2 protein-coding genes and 1 pseudogene are annotated in these 4041 nt (G+C 31.8%); all 3 read right to left on the bottom strand.

Annotation, left to right across the window (positions count from 1 at the left end; translation table 11 throughout):
• Positions 1–574, bottom strand: a pseudogene (locus ADI76_RS10135) (hypothetical protein); the annotation flags it as partial.
• Positions 571–2421 (bottom strand): hypothetical protein, encoded by a 1851-nt coding sequence (locus ADI76_RS10130; RefSeq protein ID WP_025197155.1) that lies wholly within the window; start codon positions 2419–2421, stop codon positions 571–573. The pseudogene ADI76_RS10135 and the gene ADI76_RS10130, both read right to left, overlap by 4 nt.
• Before the next feature lie 3 nt (positions 2422–2424).
• Positions 2425–3693: a site-specific integrase gene (locus tag ADI76_RS10125; RefSeq protein ID WP_049516295.1), complete on the bottom strand. Its 1269-nt coding sequence runs from the start codon at positions 3691–3693 to the stop codon at positions 2425–2427.
• Between the last annotated feature and the right edge of the window lie 348 nt (positions 3694–4041).

Genomic DNA, 4041 nt, shown 5'->3' with positions numbered 1-4041 from the left:
TTAAAATGTCATTAAAAGTAAAATAGGATTGAAATTGCGCTAATTGTCTTTGCTGTTTTGACCTCTGCTTTTTTTGAAGGTTGATAGTTAATTTATTATCTAATTGCTCCAATAGTTGATTTAGTTGACTATCATCTGAACAGGGAAGATTTGAGAAAAAGTCAATACATAAACCAGGAAATTTTACAGAAATATTTTCTAAATCTAAAAACGTATCTTTGGTTGTATTTTTAATAATTTGTTTAATATCCATTAGAAATAGCTGTAAAGTTTTTAAAACATGTTGTTTCATTGAGAAAACAATAAAACTTTTTAAGTAATTGATAAATTCCTTATAAGACAACTGAAAAAATGATTGATAAAATCTCCTATATTGAAATTCAGAAATGTTAAAAAACAGGCTAATATTGGCATATTCATTTGTAGTTTCCCATTTCTTATGATCAAAATCGTAACTTAGAATAATTCCTTTATCAAAATAGTCATCGAAAACTTCTTTTGCTCGCAGAACACAATCACGGTCAAAAGTTTCAAAATAATTTTCAATTTTAAAAAGTTTAGCTTGATTGTTCAATTTATTAACTCCTTTATTATTTCTTCGTAATCATGTAACACGTCATCTCCATATTGCTCGCATAAAGCTTGCAACATTTCAGTTAAACAAGGTTTTATTTGTTCTTCTAAAATACTCCGAATTTTACCTTTTTCTAAATCAGTTCGAACTCTAGAGTATTGTTTGTTCAAACGATTGAATTCTCCTACTAATAACAATAAAGTAGATTTCGTTTGTAATTCATAATGACAACCGATGCAATGTTGCCTATCGTCATATGGACAAATCTTTCCAAGCGCAGATAAAAGACACATGCTTTCACCTTGTTTTGAGAAGGCTTCACCGTTTCCTATACGATGACAAATAGTAAGAAGTTGATTAGGCTCTGCTTCTTCTTCTACCAAAATCTTTAATGCCTTTTGCGATTTCACTTCTGCCTGAATGCTTAAAGCCAATGTTTTTTCAATCTCATTTGGTGTCAAATCTAACTGTTTAATCATCTGAGTCTGTTGACTAGGACTTAATTCTTTATACTTTCCTCTAGTTACAATCGTCAGGATCATTGATGGAATCATAGATAAAACACCTCGTTCAAATAGTTCTCTCGCAACCATTTCTGGTTTAAGCTGGCTTAGTTGGGCATCTTTTAGGTACGTTGTTGTAGTTTGTGCAAATTCATCGAATGAACCTTTATGGCTACGGGCTAATGCGGCTAAAAAATAGCCTTTAATATTTAACTCAGATTTTTCTTGCAAAACATCATCTGCTAACATGGCAACAGTTTGAAGATAGGATTTATTTGCAGATCTAGAACTAAAATTCCTTTCAAGAAATAAGTCTCCAATTTCTTTCCCCATATATCGATTAATTCGTTTATATTCTTTTATTTGTCGAATTAAAGGTTCATCATTATTATCTTTATTCAACTGATAATGAGCTTCACAGATAGCCAACAACGTTCCAATCAATACCTGACAACTCTCAGGGACCTGAAATTTAATCTGACTAATATTTTTAGTTCGCTTTGTTTTGTTTGGAGTAATATTTAAATAAGTTAAACGAGTTGTAATACTTAAAAGAGTTCTTCTTGCCTCACTGCTACTCCAATTACCACTTCTAACTGATTTTAGAACTTCTTTCGGTGTTCTAGGAAGTTGTGGATGTCCAAGTTGTTCTAAATCTGTTCCACGTAGCGCACATATAAAATGAAGTGCTAGAAATAGCCAGGTATCTGCGTAGTCTTTTGAGATTGCTGCTTTATAAAGCATATCTTCTTTTCTAATGTAATTGTCATTAAAAAGAAAATACAGTAATTCTAAATATTCGTCTAACTCATAAGCGTTAGTCTCCTGTTCTAATGTGTATCGAGGTGTAAATTCATATCTTTTGTGATAGTTACATCTCATTTTATTCATTAACCACTTTAAAAAATCAATAAAAACTTCGCCTTTTTGCTTTTCAAGTGCATATACTGCTTCTTCAACCAACAATTCAATCTCATTATCATTACAGAGAAATAAATCTCTTTTAAGATAAAAAGCAAGAAAATCTTGAACATAAAACATGTTTTCCTTAGATAAGTTGCTATCTTCTGAGTATTGCTGAAAATATTTGTAAGTTAATGGGAATTTTTGTTTAAATATAGGCTGAATTCCTGCTAAACCAGTTGGTCCAAGAAGATAATTGGTTATTTTTTCTATTAATAATTGAGCATCTTTATCTGAGATAGAATAGTTATCCAAATCAATCTCAATATTAAACCAATTGTTATCAACTAAAAACTTACTAATTTTGCCTTTATACTGTATATCGTTTTTTCCGAGTTCACTTAACAGATTTTCGATCAAAGATTTAATTGAATAAGTCATACATTACCTTTCTAACTTATCACCAAAAAGTTCATTTGCTCGCCAATTCATATAGTCAAAAACACCATTATTAACTTGACCATATTGTTTTGCGATTTCTCCTTTGTTTTGTAGATAAACCCAAGCACTCTCAGGCGATTTATCACCTCTTGCTGACATAAGCTCACTTATTTCAGAAACCCCAGATAATACTAACTGTGTCGTGTACCAGTGTCTGAAAATATGTGGGGAAATATTATGCTCCTGCAAAAGCTGCCCAAAAAAGACAACCTCTGCATCATCAGATTTTAAGAAGATTGGGATCATTTCGTCGCGAATAATCTTACGAAATCGTTGATAGTATACATCGTATGATAATGCTTTTCCTCGTCTGTTAAGATTTAAAGGTCCATAATCCTTCTCATACTTCTTACCTTCCAGATAAGTCATATAGTCATTATAAGTGTCTAAAAAGACCTCCAGAAAGATATAAGGTACTGCTTGAAGTCTTTCCTTTTTAATCCGTCCAGTTGGCTTTAAATCGCTTCGGAGAGGTATTTCTTTTCGTAGATCGATCTCAATCTTAAATACTTGCCCATCACTTTGGTGAAACAAAATACCTGGCCCTAGAGGACTATCTTCACGTCTTACATTGCATGCTTCTGATGGTCTTAAGCCAACAAAGGCTCCCAAGGCCACAACCATGAGTAGATCTTTATGATAGTGTGCTATGTGAGAAAATAACATCTCAAAAGCACTATTTGGCATATCACGAAAAATAGCTTTCTCAGTGTTGCTATCATTTACGTATATTTCAAAATTTGGTTCTTTACGCTTTATAACCCGTCCTCTACTATTCGTAAAAGTTGTCGTAGAATACAATTCTTCTGCTTTTAACTTAGCCTTTCCCTCTCGCTCACTTAAATAAAGAGTTAAGAAGTCAAGAACGGCATTTACGCATTTTTCGACTGTACTTTTCTTTCTATTTGTTCTATCTTCAGGTAATTGTGCTAAACCATAAAGCGTAAAAAATTCCTTGACCATTTCAAAAGTTAGTTGATCAAGATTATTTACCCCAACTGTTCCAAATATATAGTTCAAAAACTTAACAACGTATGAAAAACGTTTGTTGCCATTGTCTGAGATAGACTTAATTTTTGCGGAAGATTTTACATATCTATGAAAATGAGTGAATTGTAATGTGCCATCATCATGTTTGAGTGCAATCAATTGCTTTGTAACGATATTATTATCACCTAGAATCAGCGAATGTTTATATACAACAAATCTCATGTTACCTCCTTGTTTATTATGACTGAAGGTTCTTACTGTGTTTTATGATGTCAATACAGAAAAAAACGATCAAATCAGTACTATTTTCCTTTGTGCTCTAAACTGCATAAAGGGAATATCGATGAGTACTTTCATTGATCGTTATTATTATTCAAATTAATTCAATAATAAAAGTAACTTCATCTAAGTAATAAGAGCAATTAATTAGCTCAGCGACAACGATAACCACAGCAACTCCTTCTAAACGATGAAAGGAATATCCGCCGTGGCTATCTATTTACTTTTTTTCTTTTACTTCTGTAAGTTACTTTTGTTATTTTTACTTTTTCTGTATTATATCATATTTTG

It is taken from the genome of Streptococcus parasanguinis (assembly GCF_001074805.1).
In the GTDB taxonomy this organism is placed as follows: domain Bacteria; phylum Bacillota; class Bacilli; order Lactobacillales; family Streptococcaceae; genus Streptococcus; species Streptococcus parasanguinis_A.
This window is presented reverse-complemented; position numbering and strand designations above follow the sequence as displayed.

Excerpts from the sequence above, each read along its gene's own strand:
- ADI76_RS10125 (WP_049516295.1), bottom strand. The coding sequence starts at position 3,693 with ATGAGATTTGTTGTATATAAACATTCGCTGATTCTAGGTGATAATAAT.
- ADI76_RS10130 (WP_025197155.1), bottom strand. The coding sequence starts at position 2,421 with ATGACTTATTCAATTAAATCTTTGATCGAAAATCTGTTAAGTGAACTC.